14 protein-coding genes are annotated in these 18,719 nt (G+C 72.0%); 7 read left to right on the top strand and 7 right to left on the bottom strand.

The window, feature by feature from the left end; translation table 11 throughout:
* Positions 1–3: 3 nt before the first annotated feature.
* Complete coding sequence (locus EV567_RS22365; protein WP_130442891.1) at positions 4–1,581, top strand: M1 family metallopeptidase; 1,578 nt, start codon at positions 4–6, stop codon at positions 1,579–1,581.
* A gap of 257 nt (positions 1,582–1,838) precedes the next feature.
* A complete protein-coding gene (locus EV567_RS22360) occupies positions 1,839–2,663 on the top strand; it encodes an IS5 family transposase (RefSeq protein ID WP_130442889.1) in 825 nt (274 codons plus the stop codon).
* 140 nt (positions 2,664–2,803) lie between these two features.
* Here the strand turns inward: EV567_RS22360 and EV567_RS22355 are convergent, their stop codons facing one another.
* A complete protein-coding gene (locus EV567_RS22355) occupies positions 2,804–3,901 on the bottom strand; it encodes a mechanosensitive ion channel family protein (RefSeq protein WP_130442887.1) in 1,098 nt (365 codons plus the stop codon).
* Positions 3,902–4,101: 200 nt separating this feature from the next.
* Positions 4,102–5,001 carry a lysylphosphatidylglycerol synthase domain-containing protein gene (locus EV567_RS22350; protein WP_347400505.1) on the bottom strand — a complete coding sequence of 300 codons (900 nt, stop codon included), beginning with the start codon at positions 4,999–5,001 and terminating at the stop codon, positions 4,102–4,104.
* 198 nt (positions 5,002–5,199) lie between these two features.
* Here EV567_RS22350 and EV567_RS22345 point away from each other — a divergent pair, with 198 nt between their 5' ends.
* On the top strand, positions 5,200–7,086 hold the full coding sequence (locus EV567_RS22345) for an ABC transporter ATP-binding protein (protein ID WP_165430457.1): 1,887 nt from the start codon (positions 5,200–5,202) through the stop codon (positions 7,084–7,086).
* 148 nt (positions 7,087–7,234) lie between these two features.
* On the opposite strand, the gene EV567_RS22340 is transcribed toward EV567_RS22345, so the two are convergent.
* Positions 7,235–8,116, bottom strand: coding sequence for an RNA polymerase sigma factor SigF (locus EV567_RS22340; RefSeq protein ID WP_242620960.1), 882 nt, complete (start codon positions 8,114–8,116; stop codon positions 7,235–7,237).
* Between the two features lie 312 nt (positions 8,117–8,428).
* Here EV567_RS22340 and EV567_RS22335 point away from each other — a divergent pair, with 312 nt between their 5' ends.
* The 4 genes from EV567_RS22335 to EV567_RS22320 are packed head-to-tail and all read left to right on the top strand — an operon-like array spanning position 8,429 to position 11,932.
* On the top strand, positions 8,429–8,767 hold the full coding sequence (locus tag EV567_RS22335; protein ID WP_130442883.1) for an antibiotic biosynthesis monooxygenase: 339 nt from the start codon (positions 8,429–8,431) through the stop codon (positions 8,765–8,767).
* Positions 8,764–9,651 carry an NAD(P)-dependent oxidoreductase gene (locus tag EV567_RS22330; protein ID WP_130442881.1) on the top strand — a complete coding sequence of 296 codons (888 nt, stop codon included), beginning with the start codon at positions 8,764–8,766 and terminating at the stop codon, positions 9,649–9,651. Before EV567_RS22335 ends, EV567_RS22330 begins: the two co-directional genes overlap by 4 nt.
* A complete protein-coding gene (locus EV567_RS22325) occupies positions 9,648–10,694 on the top strand; it encodes an amidohydrolase family protein (protein WP_130442879.1) in 1,047 nt (348 codons plus the stop codon). Before EV567_RS22330 ends, EV567_RS22325 begins: the two co-directional genes overlap by 4 nt.
* Positions 10,691–11,932, top strand: coding sequence for a cytochrome P450 (locus EV567_RS22320; RefSeq protein ID WP_130442877.1), 1,242 nt, complete (start codon positions 10,691–10,693; stop codon positions 11,930–11,932). Before EV567_RS22325 ends, EV567_RS22320 begins: the two co-directional genes overlap by 4 nt.
* A gap of 82 nt (positions 11,933–12,014) precedes the next feature.
* Here EV567_RS22320 and EV567_RS22315 read toward each other — a convergent pair whose 3' ends face one another.
* The 4 genes from EV567_RS22315 to EV567_RS22300 all read right to left on the bottom strand — a co-directional run bounded on the left by EV567_RS22315 (position 12,015) and on the right by EV567_RS22300 (position 18,059).
* Entirely contained in the window at positions 12,015–12,545 is a 531-nt protein-coding gene (locus EV567_RS22315) for a CAP domain-containing protein (protein ID WP_407071613.1), read from the bottom strand.
* Positions 12,546–13,093: 548 nt separating this feature from the next.
* Entirely contained in the window at positions 13,094–14,080 is a 987-nt protein-coding gene (meaB, locus tag EV567_RS22310; protein ID WP_130442873.1) for a methylmalonyl Co-A mutase-associated GTPase MeaB, read from the bottom strand.
* On the bottom strand, positions 14,077–16,251 hold the full coding sequence (scpA, locus tag EV567_RS22305; RefSeq protein WP_130442871.1) for a methylmalonyl-CoA mutase: 2,175 nt from the start codon (positions 16,249–16,251) through the stop codon (positions 14,077–14,079). The genes meaB and scpA overlap by 4 nt, the downstream gene beginning before the upstream one ends.
* Entirely contained in the window at positions 16,251–18,059 is a 1,809-nt protein-coding gene (locus EV567_RS22300) for a methylmalonyl-CoA mutase subunit beta (protein ID WP_130442869.1), read from the bottom strand. The genes scpA and EV567_RS22300 overlap by 1 nt, the downstream gene beginning before the upstream one ends.
* Positions 18,060–18,719: the final 660 nt, after the last annotated feature.

The following is an 18,719-nucleotide window of genomic DNA, read 5'->3' as shown; positions in this document are numbered from 1 at the left end:
ACCATGAGATATCGCACCCGAGTGACCGCTCCCGCGATCGCCCTGATCGGCACCGCCGCGGCCCTGACCACGGCCCCCGCAGCCCACGCGGCCGCCACCGCTCCGGCGGCGTCCGGCCGGCGCCGCGCGCCCGCCGCGAAGAGCGCCCCCGGCCCCGAGACCCTCTCCGACCCCGTCTACCCGAGCCTCGGCAACGACGGCTACCGCGTCGGCGCCTACCACCTCGACCTGGCCTACGACGCCACGACCGCCCTGGTCGACGCCACGGCCGCCGTCGAGATCACCACCACCCAGTGCCTGAGCCGGCTCTCCCTCGACGCCCTCGGCCTCGACATACGGTCGGTCCACGTCGGCGGCCGCCCCGCCGCGTTCGAGCAGGCCGACGAGAAGCTGCGGATCACCCCGGCCCGGCCGCTGCCCGAGGGCTGCCGGACCACCGTCCGCGTCGCCTACACCGCCGACCCGCGCCGCACGCTGGCGCACACCGCCTGGGTGCCCACCCCGGACGGCTTCGCGGTGTGCCCCCAGCCGAACTCCGCGCACACCGTCTTCCCGTGCAACGACCACCCCTCGGACAAGGCCGGCCTCACCGTGCGGCTCACCGTCCCCGACAACCTGCGCGGTGTCGCCACCGGCCGGCTCGTCCGCACCGAACGCCTCAGCGGCGGCCGGACCGCGTACACCTACCGCTCCGGCTCCCCGGTCGCCACCGAGCTGGTGCAGATCACGGTCGGCGACTACGTCGTCAAGGAGCGGCAGGGCCCGCACGGACTGCCGCTGCGGGACATCGTCCCCACCGCCCGCGCCGAGGCCCTCGAACCGGCCCTCGCGCTCACCCCGAACCTCGTCGAATGGATCGAGGCCCGGCTGGGCGCCTACCCCTTCGAGACGTACGGGCTGCTGCCCTGCAACTCCGACGACCCGAAGGCCTTCGACTTCACGGGCCTGGAGACCCAGACCCTCACCCTGTACAAGCCGAACTACCTCCTCCAGGAGGAGAAGAAGATCGGCTCGCACATGATGCACGAGCTGGTCCACTCCTACTTCGGCAACAGCGTCAGCCCCGCCACCTGGGCCGACCTGTGGCTCAACGAGGGCCACGCCGACTTCTACGGGCTGCTGTACCGCTACGAGCGGGGCTGGGCGGACTCCCTGGGCCTGACCACGTTCGAGGCCCGGATGAAGGACACCTACGCCCGCGGCGACCAGTGGCGCCGCACCTCGGGACCGGTCGCCGCGCCGAACGCGGCCAACCTTTTCGACAGCCAGCGCTACCTGGGCGGCGTCCTCGTCCTGTACGCGCTGCGCCAGCTCATCGGCGAGGACGCCTTCCACGCCGTCGAGCGCGCCTTCCTGGCCCGCCACCGCGACGGCCACGCCTCCACCGAGGACTACATCGCCGTCGCCTCGCACGTCTCCGGCCAGGACGTGAGCGGATTCCTGCGCGAGTGGCTCTACGGGACGACGACCCCGCGGATGCCCGGCCACCCCGACTGGACGGTCACGCCGGTGCCGCAGTCGCTCGTCCGCCCGGACGCCCGCACCGGCGCCGGCCGGCACGACAACTCGGCCACGCTCTGAGTGAGCGTTTGATTCGCTTATTGATTAGTTCATGCCGGTTTTCAGCGGCCAGACACGAACACTGAACCAAGTGAAACGCCGGAAAAACGGCTTCTGCGGCAGTCGGCAGACCAGTTATGCGCCGGGTTCCTTACAAAAGCTCCTGTCTCATTTAGAAACCCACCGGTTCACGCTAGATTGAGAACACACGCCCCGATGCACCCAACGCCCCCGCACACGCCCTGCCCAGGCTGGCCGCCACCGCATACCCAGGCAACATGCAGCCCTCACGGCCCTACCCCAGCGACCTGTCCGACGCCCGCTGGGAACTCATCCGCCCCACCCTCGAAGCCTGGCGCCAGGCCCGCAACGGCATCCGCAAACCCACCCACGACCTGCGCGCCCTGATGAACGCCATCCTCTACGTCGACCGCACCGGCATCCCCTGGCGCTACCTGCCCCACGACTTCCCGCCCCACCAGACCGTCTACGGCTACTTCGCCCACTGGGAAGCCGACGGCATCTTCGACCAGCTCACCGGCCTCTTACGCGGCAAAGTCCGCCAGGCCGAAGGCCGCACCAGCGAGCCCAGCGCCTGCCTGATCGACAGCCAGAGCATCAAAACCTCCGCCACCGTCCACCTGACCAGCCAAGGCATCGACCCCGCCAAGAAAATCATCGGACGCAAACGGCACATCGTCACCGACACACTCGGCCTCCTGCTGGCCGTCGCCGTCACCGCCGCCAGCGTCCACGACTCCGCCGCCGGCACCCAACTCCTCACCAAAGTCCGCGAGCGCCACCCCACCATCACCAAAGCCTGGGCCGACAACGGCTACAAGACCAAAGCCGTCGAACAAGCCGCCCACCTCGGCATCGACCTCGAAATCGTCCAACGCGACCCCACCACCCGCGGTTTCCACGTCCAGCCCCGCCGCTGGGTCATCGAACGCACCCTCGGCTGGCTCATGCACCACCGCCGCCTGGCCCGCGACTACGAAACCCACCCCCACCGCTCAGCCGCCATGATCCAACTCGCCGCCATCAACCTCATGACCCGCCGCCTCACCCACGAAAGCACCACCAACTGGCGTGACAACTAAGCCAAATGAAACGGACAACCGAGAATCAAACGCTCACTGAGACGCGGTACACCGGTTCCCGGACCCGACAGGTGAGCCCGTGCCGGAGCGAGGCTCCGGCACGGGCTCAAAACCGCCTCCGCGCACAGCCGTTCAGGCGCTCAGTCGTGCAGGGCCGACGCCCCGCCCTGCACGGCGTCGTCGGACACCCGCTGCTGCGGGATCAGCACCGCGCCCTGCTGGAGCGCCACCGTCCGCGTCGGGGCCGGGATGCGGATGCCCTCCTCGCGGTAGCGGCGGTGCAGACGCTTGATGAACTCGTGCTTGATCCGGTACTGGTCGCTGAACTCGCCCACGCCCAGGATCACGGTGAACCCGATCCGCGAGTCGCCGAACGTGTGGAAGCGCACGGCCGGTTCGTGGTCCGGGACCGCGCCGGTGATCCCGGTCATCACCTCGGCGACGACCTCCAGGGTCACCCGCTCCACATGCTCCAGATCGCTGTCGTAGGCGACGCCCGCCTGCACCAGGATCGTCAACTGCTGCTCGGGGCGCATGAAGTTGGTCATGTTCGACTTGGCGAGCTCCCCGTTGGGGATGACCACCAGGTTGTTGGAGAGCGCGCGGATCGTCGTCTGACGCCAGTTGATGTCCTCGACGTACCCCTCCTCGCCGCTGCTCAGCCGGATGTAGTCGCCGCGCTGGACGGTCTTGGAGGCGAGGATGTGGATGCCCGCGAAGAGGTTGGCGAGGGTGTCCTGAAGGGCCAGCGCCACGGCGAGACCGCCGACGCCGAGGGCGGTGAGCATCGGCGCTATGGAGATGCCGAGGCTCTGCAGCGCCACCAGGAAGCCGATCGCCAGGACCAGCACCCGGGTGATGTTGACGAAGATCGTGGCCGAACCGGCGACGCCGGAGCGCGCGGAGGTCACCGACTGGACCAGCCCGGCGACCACCCGTGCCGCCGACAGCGTCACCACGAAGATCAGCAGCACCGTCAGGCACTGGTTCACGGTGTGCTGGATCGTCCTCGTCAGCGGCAGCACCGCCGCGGCCGCCGCCGCGCCGCCCGCGATCGCCGCCCACGGCACCACCGTGCGCAGCGCGTCCACGATGACGTCGTCGCCGCTCCAGCGGGTGCGTTTGGCGTGCCCCGCAAGCCAGCGCAGCAGCGTGCGCGACAGGAAGGCCACCAACAGACCGGTGGCCAGGGCGATTCCACAGAACACGAGGTCGTGCACGGTCAGCGATCGGTTCACCGGGCGCCTCCGGGGCAACGCTCCGCGGCCGACGGGGCCGTCCACGACCGGATGTGAGGTCTCGTCACGTCATCACCTGTTCGAGTTTCCGGGAAGTGCGTCGGCGCCCGTCCACCGGACCGGCGCGACGACTCATCCTGCCGTATCCCCCAGGGTAGTTCGCACCGCGCGACCGGCCCGGAAGCCGCCGAAGTCCCGGCTCAGACCACCTTCAGGCGCACCAGCGCGCCCAGCGTCAACGTCCCCGGCACCAGCGGCAGCCACACGGTGATGATGCGGTAGGCCAGGACCGCGGCCGTGGCGGCCGCCGCCGGGGCGCCCGCCGCCACCAGCGCCACCACCAGCGCCGCGTCCAGGGAGCCGATCCCGCCCGGTGTGGGGACCAGCGCGACCGCCGCCGACGCCGCCAGATACGCGACCAGCAGATGCGCGGGCGGCACCGCGAGGCCCAACGACCGCCCCACCGCGGCCAGGGAGGCCCCCTGGAGCAGCGGGAACGCCAGAGCGCCGCCCCACAGGGCCAGCGCCCGCGCCGGACGCGCGTGCACCGCGCGGGCCTCGGTCAGCGCCGTGCGCAGCAGCGCGCACACGGCCGACCTCAGCCGCCGTACGCCCAGCAGCGCGCCCGCGGCCAGGACCGCGGCGCCGGCCAGCGCCGCCAGCAGCGGGCCGAGCGCGCCGTCCGGCAGGAGCGCGCCGACCCGCAGCGCGCCCGGGAAGGCGAGGAGCAGCAGGCCGAGGAGCGCCGTACGGGCCGCGGTCTGCGCCAGCCCGTACAGCGCGAGGGCCGCCGAGGAACGCGCCAGCGGTACCCCGCACACCGTCATGAACCGCAGGTTGACCGCGCTAGCGCCGAGACCGGTCGGCAGCAGATGGTTGGCGGCGCCCGCCGCGAACTGCGTGGCCAGCAAACGCCGTCGGGGCAGCCTGGTCACCACCGCGCCCTGCCGGGTGAAGGCCGCCGCGACCCAGGTCAGACATGTCGAGCAGGCCGCCGCGAGCAGCCACGGCCACTCCGCGGAACGCAGTTGGCCGAGTCCGTCGGCGAGCACCGACCGGTGCCGCACCGCGAGGACCCCGACGAGGACGAAGGGCAGCAGGCACAGCGCCCTGCGCACCGGAACGCGCCCGGCCGGCCGGCGGCGGACGAGGGGCGCTTCGGGCGCGTGGACCGGGCTCACACCCGCAGAGGCTGTCCCCGCCGCCTCGACGAGGGGTGGCCGCAGCGTGGACTGCGGCAGTGGAGCAGACATCGTCATCTTGACCTCAACAATGCTCGAGGTTCTAACGTCGTTCGCATGAGCATGGAGACCACCGCCTGGACGCAGTTGTACAGCGTCATGAACGCCCGGCACGAGCGCCGGCCCTTCGACCGCCAGACCTTGCGCCGCATCTACGGCTTCGCCCGTCCGCACCGCCGCCGCATCGCCCTGTTCGTCCTGCTCGGGGTGGTGACCGCGCTGCTCGCCGTCGCCACCCCCGTACTGGCCGGGCGGGTCGTCGACACGATCGTGTCGCACGGCGACTCCGGCGCCGTCGTCCGCCTGGCCCTGCTCATCGCGCTCATCGCGGTGCTGGAGGCGGCGCTCGGCGTCCTCGGTAGACGGCTGTCGGCGACGCTGGGGGAGGGGCTCATCCTGGACCTGCGCACGGCCGTGTTCGACCACGTGCAGCGGATGCCGGTCGCGTTCTTCACACGTACTCGTACGGGAGCGCTCGTCTCCCGACTCAACAACGACGTGATCGGCGCTCAACGCGCCTTCAGCAACACCCTGTCCGGAGTGGTCAGCAACGTGGTCACCCTGGTCGTCGCCCTCGTCGTCATGCTCACGCTGTCCTGGCAGATCACCCTGCTCGCGCTCGCCCTGCTGCCGGTGTTCGTGCTGCCCGCCCGGCGCATGGGCCGGCGCATGGCCGCCATGCAGCTCGAGGCGGCAGGACTGAACGCGGCGATGAGCACCCGGATGACCGAGCGGTTCTCCGCGCCCGGCGCCACCCTCGTGAAGCTGTTCGGCCGTCCCGAGCAGGAGTCGGCGGAGTTCGCCGCCCGCGCCGCCCGCGTCCGCGACATCGGGGTGCGCACCGCCACCGCCCAGTCGGTGTTCATCACCGCCCTCACCCTCGTGTCCGCCCTGGCCCTCGCCCTCGTCTACGGCCTCGGCGGCCGACTCGCCCTGGCCGGCTCCCTCGACCCGGGCGCCGTCGTCGCCCTGGCGCTGCTGCTGACCCGGCTGTACGCCCCGCTCACCGCCCTCGCCGGGGCCCGGGTGGAGGTGATGAGCGCCCTGGTCAGCTTCGAGCGCGTCTTCGAGGTGCTCGACCTGAAGCCGCTCATCGAGGAGCGGCCCGACGCCCGCAACCTCCCCGAGGGGCCGGTCTCCGTCGAGTTCGACGACGTCCGCTTCGGCTATCCCGCCGCCGACAAGGTCTCCCTCGCCTCGCTGGAGGAGGTCGCCGCCCTCGACGCCCGCGGCGGCGCCGAGGTCCTCCACGGCGTCTCCTTCCGCGCCGAGCCCGGCATGACGGTCGCCCTCGTCGGCTCCTCCGGGGCCGGCAAGTCGACCATCGCCCAACTCCTGCCCCGCCTCTACGACGTCGACTCCGGCGCGGTCCGCATCGGAGGCGTCGACGTCCGCGAGCTGAGCGCGCGGTCCCTGCGCTCCACCCTCGGCATGGTCACCCAGGACGGGCACCTCTTCCACGACACCGTCCGCGCCAACCTGCTCCTCGCCGCCCCCGAGTCCGACGAGGCGGACCTGTGGGACGCGCTGCGCCGGGCCCGTCTGGAGGACCTCGTGCGCTCCCTGCCCGACGGCCTCGACACCGTCGTCGGCGAACGCGGCTACCGCCTCTCCGGCGGCGAGCGCCAGCGGATGACGATCGCCCGGCTGCTGCTGGCCCGCCAGCGCGTCGTCATCCTCGACGAGGCCACCGCCCACCTCGACAACACCTCCGAGGCGGCGGTCCAGGAGGCGCTCGCCGAAGCGCTGCACGACCGCACCGCGGTCGTCATCGCCCACCGCCTGTCCACCGTGCGCTCCGCCGACCTCATCCTGGTCGTGGAAGCGGGCCGCGTGGTGGAACAGGGCACCCACAGCGAACTCCTCACCGCCGACGGCCGCTACGCACAGCTGTACCGCACCCAGTTCGCCCAGGACGAGCCCCAGGCCACGGCGGCCGTCTGAGAGACCGCCGCCTCGGAACGGGTGGGAACGCGACGAAACCCCGCCTGACGGGGCGGGGCTTCGGTGGACGCCACGAGCGGACGGCCGGAGGGGATCCTCGCCCCTTCCGGCCGTCCGACGACACTTCCCCGCGACCGGGGGACCGCGGTCAGTCCGTGGTCAGCATGCCCTTGCGGAGCCGGGCCAGGGTGCGCGACAGCAGACGCGAGACGTGCATCTGCGAGATGCCGAGGTGCTCGCCGATCTGAGCCTGCGTGCGCTCCTCCACGAACCGCATGTGGATGATCAGCCGGTCCCGCTCGTCGAGCTCGGCGATCATCGGGGCCAGCGCGTGGAAGTCCTCCACCAGCCCTATCGCCGCGTCGTCGGCGCCGATGAAGTCGGCGAGGACCGTCTCGCCGTCGGCGTCGCCGCCGATGGCCGCGTCCAGGGAGGAGGAGTTGTAGCCGTTGGCGGCCAGCCGCGCCTCGACGACCTCCTCCTCGGAGAGGTTCATCAGCTGCGACAGCTCGGCGACGGTCGGCGTACGGCCCAGGCGCGAGCTCAGCTCCTCGGTGGCGCGGGCCAGTTCGACCCGGGCCTCCTGAAGCCGGCGGGGCACGTGCACGGCCCAGGAGGTGTCACGGAAGAACCGCTTGATCTCGCCCACGATGTAGGGGATGGCGAAGGAGGTGAACTCCACCTCACGGGTGAGCTCGAACCGGTCGATCGCCTTGATCAGGCCGATCATGCCGACCTGGACGATGTCCTCCATGGTGTCCGCGCCCCGGCCGCGGAAACGGCCCGCCGCGTAGCGCACCAGGGACATGTTCATCTCGATCAGGGTGTTGCGCGCGTCCTGGTACTCGCGCGTGCCCTCCTCCAGCACCGCCAGCCGCTGCAGGAACAGCTTCGTCAGCTCCCGCGCGTCCTTCGGCGCGACCTTCGTCGGCTCGGCGACCTCCGGCAGCGGCGCACCAGGGGCAGCCTCCCGGGACGGCGCCCCCGCGCTCCGAACGACGCTCGTCTCCTGCACCTGGACCATGGCCATGTCCGTTCCCTCCCGCTTGCGTCCGTTCAGCCGTGCCGTGCCGCCGTGGGGCGACGAAAGCGCGCCTACCCGGCCTCACGCCGAGTACGCCCACGAATTCGACGAGTTCCGGAAGAAGTTTCGCCGCCGTACCTCCGTCCGTGCCGCCGGCGACGGGAAACGGAACGCCGGGCCTCTCACTCGAACAGGTCAACAACGCAGCGTGAGGCCCCTTGTGGGGCTTGGCACGTCCCCCATTCGGAGTTGCGTCCGCCCGGGGGCCATGAGTGCGTAGGACTCGTGTCCTGCCGGATCTCACCCTCAGGAGGAGACATGGGCACCGAGCGAAACGGCCGTCCGGCCGAGAAGCTGTCCGTCGTGTACACCGTCCGCGTGATCGAGGGCGGCGAGCAGGGGTTCCTGGAGCTGTACGAACAGATCCGGAAGTCCGTCGCCCGCACCCCCGGCCACATCGTCGAGAAGCTCGGCGAACCCGTGGACGACTCCCGCCAGTGGGTCATCACCAGCGAGTGGGAGACGCCCGAGCACTTCTTCGCCTGGCAGCAGAGCGAGGAGCACCGCGCGCTGGTCGCCCCGCTGCGCCAGTGGGTCGACTCGACGCAGTCGCTGCGGTTCCGGGTCGTCAAGGAGACCGCGGGGGTGGCGTCATGACCCCCGTGAGCAACGGCCCCGTCGCCGTCCTCGGCCTCGGCACCATGGGCGCCGGCCTGGCCGCCCGACTCATCGACCAGGGCATCCCGGTCCGGGTGTGGAACCGTACCGCGGAGCGGACCGAGCCGCTCGCCCGGGTGGGCGCCTTCGTGGCCGCCCACCCCGCCGAGGCCGTCGAGAAGACGGCCACCGCCATCTGCAGCGTCGCCGACGGCGAAGCACTCGCCGACGTGCTGCGCGGCCCGAACGGCGTGCTGTCCAGGGGCCCCTACCCGGGCACCCTGCTCTGCGCCAGCACCGTCGCGCCCGAGGAGGTCGAGCAGATCGCCGGGGACATCCCCTCGGTCCTGGACGTCGGCATGCTCGGCAACCGCGACCACGCCCGCGACGGGGAGCTGCGGCTGTTCGTCGGCGGCGACAAGAAGGTGTTCGAGGCCGGCCGGCCGCTGCTGGAGACGCTGGGCAAGGAGGTCGTCCATCTGGGCGCACTCGGGTCCGGCATGCGGATGAAACTGCTCCTCAACCTCCTGATGGGGGTGGAGGTGCAGGCCATGGCCGAGGCGACCGCCCTGGCCACCGCCTGCGGACTGGACCGGCACCAGGTCCTCAAGACCATCGCGGGCAGCGGCTTCGCCTCCCCGGTCATGGCGTTCAAGTCGCGGCGGCTGGCCACCGGCACCTTCGACGAGCCGGACTTCCGGCTGCGGCTGATGGCCAAGGACCTCATGCTCGCTTCCAAGCAGGCGGCGGCGGCCGGCCTGAGCCTCCCGCTGGCCGCCGCCGCGGCCGAGACCCACGTCCGCGCCACCGAGCAGGGACTCGGCGACGAGGACTGCGCCGCGGTCGCCCGCGCGCTCACACCGAACCCGGGAAGCGACACATGATCATCGACATCCACGGGCACCTGTCCCCACCGGAGGCGGCCGAACGCTTCCCCATGCCCCCCAGCCTGACCGACGTGGACGGCATGCTCGCCGCCCGCGCCGAGGCCGGCATCGACCTCACGATCATCGGCAGCCCCGTCGGGGCCGGCGCGATGGCCCGGGTCCCGGGCGTGGACAACTACGCGCAACCCCGCGACCGGCTCCACGCCTTCCACGCCTGGATGTCCGGGCTCATCGCCACCTTCCCGGACCAGCTGCGCGGCTACGTGTACGCCAACCCGTTCGGGGACGACGACCACCTGGAGGGGGTGCGGCAGACCCTGGCGGACCCCGCCTTCGTCGGCCTGATCACCACCTCCAGCGTGCGCGGGGAGCTGCTCGGCTCCCCGCGCGCCGACTCGTTCTTCGCGCTGGCGGCGGAGGCGGGCGTACCGGTCCTGGTGCACGCGCCGGCCGAACCGGTCGGCACGGAACAGGTCGACGACGTCCGCTTCGTCGAGCAGATCGGCAGGTTCGGCGACCTGACGGTCGGCATGGCGATGATCGCGTTCGCGGGGTGGCTGGACAAGTACCCCGGTCTGCGGCTGATCGGCGCGACGGGCGGCGGCGCGATGGCGCTGCTGCCGGAACGCCTCCAGACGGCGGCCCGCCCCCGGCACTGGCCCGGGGGCGGCCCGCCCCCGGGCACGCCGGTGGGCCGGGCCCCCGGAACGGCGGCGGGAGCGGGAGCCCCGGGAGCCCCGGGAGGGGGCCGGCCTCCCGCGGGCGCACCCGCCGGGGCGCCCGCGCCGTCGGCCGACCCCGTCGCGGCCCTGCGCCGCATGTACGTCGACACCAGTCCCTTCAGCGCCGCCCACCTGGCCCTCAACGCCGAGGTGCTGGGCCCGGAGCGGATGCTGTTCGGCACCGACTCGCCGCCGATGGCGGCGCCACTGGAGGACTTCGTCCGCATGGTCGAGAAGCTGCCCGTCGACAAGGCGTCCCAGCAGCTGATCCTCGGCGGCAACGCGGAGGCCCTCTTCGACCTGAGGAGCCGTCCATGACGACCACAGAGGAAGCCGTCGCCGCCGCCGAACGCTGCACCCCGGAGTACCGGAGCGACCCGTACCCGGTCTACGCCCAGCTCCGCGAGGCGGCGCCGGTCTGCCCCATGAGACCGCCGCACGGCAACGAGACGTACCTGATCACCCGGTACGAGGACGCGAAGGCCGCCCTGGCGGACCCGAGGCTGAGCAAGGACATGTACGGCGCCATGGACGCCTACCGGAGGATCTTCGGCGACTCGTCCATGGCGCTGGACGACAACATGCTCAACGCCGACCCGCCGAAGCACACCCGGCTGCGCCGGATGGTCAACTCCGCGTTCACCCCGCGGCGGGTGCAGTCCCTGCGGCCGCGGATCGAGACCGTCGTCGCGGAACTGCTCGACGCGTGCCCGACCCGCGAACCCTTCGACCTGCTGCCCGCGTTCGCGTTCCCGCTGCCGATCGTGGTGATCTGCGAACTCCTCGGCGTGCCGCCGAAGGACCGGTCGAGGATGCAGCACCTGTCCACCACGGTGGCGCAGACCGGCTTCGACCCGGCGTCCAAGCGGGCCCAGCAGCAGGCGGAGAAGGACCTGCACGCGTTCTTCACCGAGCTCATCACGGCGAAGCGGGCCCGCCCGGACGACGACCTGCTGAGCGCCCTGATCGCCGTACGGGACACCGACGGCGACGGCCGGCTCACCGAGACCGAGCTGGTCTCCACGGCGTTCCTGCTGATGTTCGCCGGTCACAAGACGACCGCCTACCTCATCGGCAACGCCGTGCACCACCTGCTGTCCCAGCCCGCGCAACTGCGCCTCGTCCGCGACGACCCGGAGCTGCTCGGCCCGGCGATCGACGAACTGCTGCGCTACGACGGCTCCGTGGAGAGCGCGACGTTCCGCTACGCCACCGAGGACGTCGAGTACTCGGGGACCCGGATCCCCAAGGGCGCGCTGGTGCAGATCGCGCTCAACTCGGCCAACCGCGATCCGCGCAAGTTCGACCGGCCGGACGAGTTCGACGTGACCCGCAAGGGCGCGGGCGCCCACCTCGGGTTCGGGCACGGCGGCCACTACTGCCTGGGCGCCCCGCTGGCCCGGCTGGAGATGGAACTCGCCCTGACGGCACTGTTCGACCGGTTCCCCAGGGCCGCCCTGGCCCGCCCCGAGGACGGACCGCGCTGGATGCAGGTCCCGTTCCCGGCCTTCCGCGGTCTCGCGGAACTGCCGGTGGTGCTCGACCCGGCCGACTGAGCGGAAAGCGACGCGGACCCACGCGCGAGGGCGCGGAGAGCATGCCCATGCTCTCCGCGCCCCCGTGCGCGACCGGCCGTCCTCAGCGGGCCGTGCCGAAGTCCTGGGTCCAGTAGGAGCCGGGCTGGGCGAGGCCGACGCCTATCTCCTTGAACGCGCAGTTCAGGATGTTGCGCTTGTGGCCGGGGCTGGCCATCCAGCCCGCCATGACCTGCTCGGGGGTGGAGTACCCGTAGGCGACGTTCTCGCCGTAGGTGCTCCAGGCGTAGCCGGCGCGGGTGATGCGCGCGCCCGGGTCCGAGCCGTCGGATCCGGTGTGCGACATGTTCCGGTGGCTCGCCATGTCCGCGCTGTGGTCCTGGGCGGCCTTGGTGAGCTTCGCGTTCACGGTCAGCGGGGAGCAACCCGCCTTGCCGCGCTCGCCGTTGACCAGAGAAACGACCTTGGCCACGGCGCCGGACGCCGGGGCGGCCGCGGAAGCGCCGGGGGCGGCGGCGCTCGGGGCGGCAGCCGGCGGCGCGGCCGGTGCGGGGGGCTGTGCTCCCGTTCCGCCGATCGTCCACTGCCTCCACGGCACCTGCGGCACGGCGGTCGGGTCGTTCGGACAGGCCATGGCGGCGGACGGTATCGCCAGCGCCCCGACGGTGACAGCGCCGATGACTGCGTACCGGTGCTGCCTCTGCCTGCGGTGCTTCCTCATGTGCGGGCCTCGCTCGGTCGACTCCACTGCGCGCCGCCGACCTGCAGGGCACACCATGCATGCTGGCCCTGACCTGCGGCGACGCCTTTCGGGCCGTCATTGTTAAGCCCAGGTGAGCGACCGGCCAAGAGCCCTTCTACTACCCGGCATCGTAGGCGTGTGCGCCCCTTGAAACCGGTGCGGCGGTGTGCTGTCCCCGCGCCGCGCGGCCTGCCGGAACCTGACATCCCGACAGGGTGTCGCCCCAGCCCGGGGGGAGGGCGAAGGGCGCGAAGCGCGTCTCGGGAGCGGCGGGACACGCGACGTATGTCCGTATCCGTAAGGGCAGATCACCTTATGTCGCCCACGCGTCGAGTACTACCGAACGGCGTTGACGGAGAGAACACACGTGACGGATGTCACGTTCTGTCGCGGCAACCGTTTCGCGAGGTCAGGAGTCAGGGGCCTTCGCCCCGCCGGCCTCACCCCTGTCCGTCGGCCCCGAACGCCTCGAGGATGCGCTCCGCGGCCAGCGTGGCCGTCAACTCCCCGCCCTTGACCCGTTGTTCGAGGTCGGGGGTGAGGGCCCGTACGCCGGGATGCGTGCGCAGCCGGCCGAGCAGCTCGTCGCGGACCATCGACCACGTCCAGTCGACCTGCTGCTCACGCCGCTTGCCGGCGAGCCGCCCCGTCGAGTCCAGCAGGGCGCGGTGCTGTTCCAGCCGCTCCCACACCGTGTCCAGGCCGCTGGACTCCCTGGCGCTGCAACTCAGCACGGGCGGCGTCCAGGCCGCGTCCCGGCCGTGCATCAGCCGCAGCGCGCCCGACAGTTCACGGGCCGCGGCGCGCGCGTCCCGCTCGTGCGGACCGTCCGCCTTGTTGACCGCGATCACGTCGGCCAGTTCCAGAACACCCTTCTTGATGCCCTGGAGTTGGTCCCCGGTCCGGGCGAGCGTGAGCAGCAGGAAGGAGTCGACCATGTTCGCCACCGCCGTCTCCGACTGGCCCACGCCGACCGTCTCCACCAGCACCACGTCGTAACCCGCCGCCTCCATCACCACGATCGACTCGCGGGTGGCCTTGGCGACCCCGCCGAGCGTCCCCGCGGTGGGGGAGGGCCGCACGAAGGCCGCCGGGTCGACCGCGAGACGCTCCATGCGCGTCTTGTCGCCGAGGATCGACCCGCCGGTGCGGCTGGAGGACGGGTCGACGGCGAGCACCGCGACCCGGTGCCCCCGCCCCGTCAGCAGGGTGCCGAACGCGTCGATGAACGTCGACTTGCCCACGCCCGGCACCCCGCTGACGCCGATCCGCCGGGCCCGCCCGCTGTACGGGAGCAACTCGGTCAGCAACTTCTGCGCCAGCGCCCGGTGTTGGGGGCGGGTGGACTCGACGAGTGTGATGGCGCGGGCGACGACGGCGCGCTTGCCGTCGAGGACGCCCTTCACATAGGCGTCGACGTCGATCACAGGGCGTGCCCCAGGTCGCCCGCGAGTCGTGCCACCAGGTCGTACGCCGCGTCCGGGATCACCGTCCCCGGCGGGAAGACGGCCGCCGCGCCCATCTCCAGGAGCGTGGGCACGTCCTGCGGCGGGATGACCCCGCCGACCACGATGACGATGTCCTCGCGCCCCTCCTCGGCCAGCGCCTCCTTCAGCGCCGGCACGAGGGTGAGGTGTCCGGCCGCCAGCGACGAAACGCCCACGATGTGCACGTCCGCCTCCACGGCCTGACGGGCCACCTCGGCCGGCGTCTGGAACAGCGGGCCGACGTCGACGTCGAAGCCGAGGTCGGCGAACGCGGTCGCGATCACCTTCTGGCCGCGGTCGTGGCCGTCCTGGCCCATCTTGGCGACCAGGATGCGCGGCCTGCGCCCCTCGGCCTCCTGGAAGGCGTCGACCAGGCTCCGGGTGCGTTCCACGGACGGGGACTCTCCTGCTTCGGTGCGGTACACCCCGGAGATCGTACGGATCTGGCTCGCGTGCCGCCCGTACACCTTCTCCAGGGCGTCGGAGATCTCCCCGACGGTCGCCTTGGCGCGGGCCGCCTCCACCGCCAGCTCCAGCAGGTTGCCGTCGCCCCCGGCGGCCCGGGTCAGCGCGTCCAGCGCGTCCCGGCAGGCCCTCTCGTCCCGCTCCTCGCGCAGCCGCCGCAGCTTGTCGATCTGCTGGGAGCGCACCGAGGAGTTGTCGACCTTGAGGACCTCGATCGCCTCGTCGCTGTCCACCCGGTACTTGTTGACGCCGATCACCGGCTGCCGCCCCGAGTCGATCCGGGCCTGCGTGCGGGCCGCCGCCTCCTCCACACGCAGCTTGGGGATGCCGGCGTCGATGGCCTGCGCCATGCCGCCCGCCTGCTCCACCTCCCGGATGTGCTGCCACGCCCGGCGGGCCAGGTCGTACGTCAGCTTCTCCACGTAGGCGCTGCCGCCCCACGGGTCGATGACCCGGGTGGTGCCCGACTCCTGCTGGATCAGCAGCTGGGTGTTGCGGGCGATGCGCGCCGAGAAGTCGGTGGGCAGCGCCAGCGCCTCGTCCAGGGCGTTGGTGTGCAGCGACTGCGTGTGCCCCTGCGTCGCCGCCATGGCCTCCACGCACGTGCGCGTCACGTTGTTGAACACGTCCTGCGCGGTCAGCGACCAGCCCGACGTCTGCGAATGGGTGCGCAGCGACAGCGACTTGGCGTTCTTCGGGTCGAACTGCCTGACCAGCTTGGCCCACAGCAGGCGCGCCGCCCGCAACTTGGCGATCTCCATGAAGAAGTTCATGCCGATCGCCCAGAAGAACGACAGCCGGGGCGCGAACGCGTCCACGTCCAGGCCGGCTTCACGGCCGGCGCGGATGTACTCCACACCGTCCGCGAGGGTGTACGCCAGCTCCAGATCGGCCGTCGCACCCGCCTCCTGGATGTGGTAGCCGGAGATCGAGATGGAGTTGTAGCGGGGCATCCGCTGCGAGGTGTACGCGAAGATGTCGGAGATGATCCGCATCGACGGCTTCGGCGGATAGATGTAGGTGTTGCGGACCATGAACTCCTTGAGGATGTCGTTCTGGATGGTCCCGGCCAGCTTCTCGGGCGGCACGCCCTGTTCCTCGGCGGCCACGATGTACAGCGCGAGCACCGGCAGCACGGCGCCGTTCATCGTCATCGACACGCTCATGCGGTCCAGCGGGATCCCGTCGAAGAGCTGCCGCATGTCGTAGATCGAGTCGATCGCCACGCCCGCCATGCCGACGTCGCCGGTCACCCGGGGGTGGTCGCTGTCGTAACCCCGGTGCGTGGGCAGGTCGAAGGCGACCGACAGGCCCTTCTGGCCGGCCGCCAGGTTGCGCCGGTAGAACGCGTTGGACTCCTCGGCCGTGGAGAAGCCCGCGTACTGCCGGATCGTCCAGGGCTGGTTGACGTACATCGTCGGGTACGGCCCGCGCAGGTACGGGGCGGCGCCCGGATAGGTGCCCAGGAAGTCCAGGCCCTCCAGGTCCTGCCCGGTGTACAGCGGCTTGACCGGGATGCCCTCGGGTGTCTCCCACAGCAGGTCGTCCCCGCCGGCCGCCTTCTTCACGGCCGTACGCCACTCGTCGGCGCCGCCCTCGGCGGCGGGACTCCCCAGCTCGATCCCGGAGAAGTCGGGGATTCCCATCAGGACACTCCCATGCGGTCGAGGGTGGAGGAGAGCACGGAGACGGCGTCGCAGCCCGCGAAGACGTAACCGTCGACCCCGGCGTGCTGCCCGGGGCGGCCCGCGAGGAACACGTGCGCGGCGCCGGCCGCGCGCAGCTCGGCGGCGACCTCCTCCGCCCGCTCCTCGTAGAGGGCGTCGCTGGAGCACAGGCAGACCTCGGTGGCGCCGCTCTCGGCGAACGTGCCCTCGGTGACCGGCTCGACACCGCCCGCCTGGAACAGGTTCGAGGCGAAGGTGAGCCGTGCGGTGTGCGCGGCGGCCGGGCCGATCGCGGCCAGGAAGATCCGCGGCCGGGATCCGGTCGCCGCGAGATGGGCGTCGGACCGCGCGCGCAGCGCCTCGTACGCCTCGTCGCGGCGGACCCGGGGCAGACCGCCGGACCGCGGCTCGGGAGCCGCCGCACGCACGACGGGCTTCTCCGCCAGGAACGGGAACTCGCTGACCCCGGTGACCGGTTCACGCCGCTTGGCGAGCCGGGCGGTACGCGCACGCCAGGTGTCGGCCAGCTCCTGCCCCAGCCACCCGGACCGCAGGGCGGCTGCCTGGCCGCCCCGTTGCTCGATCTCCTGGAAGAACTCCCAGCCCGCGTGGGCGAGTTCGTCGGTGAGCCGCTCCACGTACCAGGAGCCGCCCGCCGGGTCGATCACCCGGGACAGATGCGACTCCTCGATCAGGATCGTGGAGGTGTTGCGGGCGATGCGCCGTGCGAACGCGTCCGGCAGGCCGAGCGCTTCGTCGAAGGGCAGCACGGTGACGGAGTCGGCTCCGCCGGCCCCGGCGGCCAGCGTGGCCACCGTCGTGCGCAGCATGTTCACCCACGGGTCGCGGCGCGTCATCATCACCGGCGAGGTCACCGCGTGCTGCGTCTGCCCCCCGGCGGCGGGCGCCCCGCACACCTCGGCCACCCGCGCCCACAGCCGGCGCGCCGCCCTCAGCTTGGCGATCGTCAGGAACTGGTCGGCGGTCGCCGCGTACCGGAACTCCAGCTGTGCGCAGGCCTGTTCGACGCTCATCCCGGCCTCGGTCAGCGCCCGCAGGTAGGCCACGCCCGTGGCCAGGGAGCAGCCCAGCTCCTGCGCGGCCGACCCGCCGGCCTCGTGGTACGGCAGCGCGTCCACGGTGAACGCCCGCAGGCCCGGGTACTCCCCGGCGCAGCGGAGGGCGAGGCCCGCCGCCGGCGCGACGTCGAACGCCTGCCCGGTGCGCGCCTCGTGGCCGAGCGGGTCCGCGCCCAGGTTGCCGCGCGCCGCCTCGGGGGCGACGCCCCGCTCCGCGTACAGCCGCAGCAACTCCTCGGCGGCGGCCTCGACGTCGGCGCCCGCGTCGAGGACGACCGGCGCCAGATCGAGGAAGACGCCGTCCAGGACCCGGCCTAGGGACGACACCGGGATGCCGTCCTCACCGACCGTCAGCCACAGCGAGGTGACGCCGTTCTCCAGGTCGGCGAGGACCGCGCCGCCGTCGGCCGCGGAGTGCCGTTGCCGTACGTCCCAGCCGCCCACGGTGTTCCCCTCGGGCCGGCCGCCGCGCACGAACGGCGCGAATCCGGGGAGACCGGGTTCCGGCGCGCTGTCGCGCGCGGAGTACAGGGGGCGGGTGCGCAACCCGTCCTCGAGTGCGGTGGACAGGGCTTCCTCGGCCGCGTCCCCCTCGACGTCCTTGCCCGCCTTGCGCAGCACACCCGCCACCAGGTGCTGCCACTGCTCGTGCGTCACGTCAGGGAACTCGCCGGCCAGCTCAAGCCCGTCGTCAGGCAGGACCGTCATGCTCGGATGCTAGGCCAGAGGCGCAAAGGAGCAGGAGAGGGCACGGCTGTGACCTTGCCCTCTCCCTGAATGTGACCACGCTTACCGTCATACCGCCGGGCAGGCCGGGCAGGAGTCACGATTCCCCGATGAGCGGGGGAACGGCGGGCACTTCGGGGGTGGCGGCGAGGTCCTAGACCGTCATCTCGAAGCTGTCCGGGCAGGCGTCGCGCCGGGTGCGGCGGGCGGGCTGACGGGTGTGCCGGCAGTGCAGGCGCCGCCGGCGGTCCTCGGGTCGGTGTGGCGGGCGGTCAGCGGGCGGGCATCGCCTGGAACTCGGGGAGCCAGGCGCCCGTCGCGGGCAGGTCGGCGCCCGCACACGCGCCGGGGGGTGAGGGCCGCGCCGAGTGCCCGCTCCGGGCGGAACCCCGGCTTCGCGAAACGTTTCGGTGTCCGTACCGAATCTTGCGAGAGGTATTGACGCTCTCACCGGCCCCCCGCATCATCCAGTTGCTCGACACTTCGCCCCTTGTTCGATATCACGCACACGCCCAGTCGGTGCGGGTCCTGCCCGCCGATCCGGCCGAGTCGCAAGGAGCACGCCGCCCATGCCCAGGTGTACGTCATGGCCGCACCTGTATGTCATGACCACGTCACCGACGCCCGCGTCGCGCACACCGG

The organism is Streptomyces sp. BK239 (assembly GCF_004217285.1).
Lineage (GTDB): Bacteria > Actinomycetota > Actinomycetes > Streptomycetales > Streptomycetaceae > Streptomyces.
The sequence above is the reverse complement of the archived record's forward strand: the minus strand, read 5'-3'. Positions and strand labels throughout refer to the sequence as shown.